Below are 2,200 nucleotides of genomic sequence, written 5' to 3'. Positions count from 1 at the left end.
AGTTATAGTGCACCAAGACCTCATTTAAGATATGAACCTGCCAAATCCACCAGCAATGAATGAAACATGAATATCATAGAAACATTGCTCTTGGCCGTTTCGCCGTTTGCAAACTTTACCTCCCCTTAAACTAACAAGGCCCCGTTGTATTTGAAACAATGGAGCCTTGACCTTGAATTCGTTGCGCTCTATCTACTTGTAGAGACCTGCTTGTTTATCATCTCTGGCATCTCGCCAGCCACCTAACCAATAAGACCGAGAATCCATTTGGCTATATGGGCAAGCTTCTTGTGACCTACCGTTTAAACCAGCTTTATAGCCTTGAGATTGTGCTCGTTCTAGTCGATCACGCTTTTGTCTCTTCATAGTGCAGTCCTCATACGGGTATTTCGATTTACTAACATACAATGATTACAACTTTGCGGAGTTTTTGTGACTCCAAGTTTAAGAATTGACCAATTTCTCAATTTTCTCAAGGCGAAAAAAAGCCCGACTTCAGAATTGTGAACTCGGGCTCAAGAGAAAAAATTATTTGAATTTTCTACGGAACCCTAACAGACCAAGTACAGTCAAAGTTAACCAACCAAGGCTACCACCTTGACGATCGACTTTCTCTGAATCGGCACTACGAGCTACGACACTATCAGTGTCAGAGCCAGTGTCATACCTTGCTCCCTTGATTGGGATAAGCTTAACCGCTACTACTTTTTCAACGGCGTTAGATGATGCACCACCACAGTATGAGTTATGTGATGTTGTATCATACGGCTGGTCTTTACCATCGACCGTACACTTGATAGCCGTTGCAGAAATCACACCAGCATCATTTATGTCTGTTGCGTCAATGATTCTAAACTTATTGTTATCACCGGAAGCATCACCATCGTTAGTTAGATCGTCTAACCACCATGCTTTACCACCAAAAATATCAACACGGCGAGCATCAATTGAAGAAGGTAAATTGTATGGGTAGATAAAGCCTCTGTGCCTACGCTCGCTACCGTCAACTTCACGAGTCGTTTCAGCATCTATCTGTCCAACAATCTCGTTGAAATTATTAACTGCCTTAGCTTCACCACTAGAACCATCAAAGAAGATGCCACCAGTTAAAAATTCAGCTTTAGGATCTGCAGCGTTTTCAACGACAAAGATCTTATTACCTGCACTACCATTCTCTGGCACATAGCCATTACGTTTGGCATAACCAACTGCGAACAAGTTATCGTTAATGTCGGTCGCCACAGAGTTACTGTATCTCGCATCGTCGTTAGATGAACCAGACTTAACCTCTGCACCGCTAATCTGCGTAGTAGTCCATTTTGCAGTATTCAGTTCTAAAGAATCACTGACAAATACACTGGCATTCATATCTTGTAGGTCACCGTTACCATCAGCAGTGTTGTAGCCTACGCCATAAAAAATATCTACCGGCGGCTGATCAGATGTTTGCGTAATTGCAATCGAGCGCATACTGCCTTGAGCAAAGTAATCACCTTGTTGAGCGTTGCCACTTCTAATCCAATCTAACTCTTTTGTTATGTCTCCATCCCAAATTGCAGCCTTTGAACTAAACGTTGTATCCGAAGTATCTGTTCCTGGGCCTTTTGTCGACACACTACCAACATTGTATACCGTGCCGTCACTAGCTTTGATGGCACGCCATGCACGAGTTTCAGAAGTACCTGTTGGTCCATTTGGTGTCGTTGTGAACATCGCATTATTACGAACGTTACCGTCGGACTTAACACCCAATGGCTTAGCATCGTCATCTAATGAATTAATTACGGTGTTATGGCTGTCAAAAGTATCGCCACCTTCAACAAACGCTTTAGCATTTACGTAGGTAAGATCATTTCTTTCCTTGCTCCAAGTATCGTTCCAACGATTTTGAGCCCAGCTCTCACATGTAGAATATCTTAGCTCTCGATAACAATAGTTTTCGAAATCATCAAACTCTTGGATGTATTGGAATGGAGCGTCCATTGCGAAAGGCACTTCTTCGCGATAGCTTACCGCTTCAACCGTATTGCGAGTTTCGCCAGCGAGTTTGAATGTAGTGTCAGCACAGTTTGTTGCCGCTGAGTCAAAACATCCTAGTGCAAGGTCATTCGTTCCGTCGGTAGCACTACCAGGCTGGATCGCTACACCAAAGATTTCAGATGCACCGGTAATCGAAGGAGTTACTTCAACTACCTTATAC

2 protein-coding genes are annotated in these 2,200 nt (G+C 43.1%); both read right to left on the bottom strand.

The genetic code is table 11. The annotated features are described in order from the left end of the window. Nucleotides 1–192 precede the first annotated feature (192 nt). Nucleotides 193–366 carry a ribosome modulation factor gene (rmf, locus tag BCT81_RS15575; RefSeq protein ID WP_004742306.1) on the bottom strand — a complete coding sequence of 58 codons (174 nt, stop codon included), beginning with the start codon at nt 364–366 and terminating at the stop codon, nt 193–195. A 162-nt stretch (nt 367–528) separates the two neighbouring features. Next, a partial coding sequence (locus tag BCT81_RS15570; protein WP_102425020.1) for a DUF3466 family protein occupies nt 529–2,200 on the bottom strand: 1,672 nt, incomplete at its 5' end.

Source organism: Vibrio sp. 10N.261.52.A1 (assembly GCF_002876325.1).
Lineage (GTDB): Bacteria > Pseudomonadota > Gammaproteobacteria > Enterobacterales > Vibrionaceae > Vibrio > Vibrio chagasii.
This window is presented reverse-complemented; position numbering and strand designations above follow the sequence as displayed.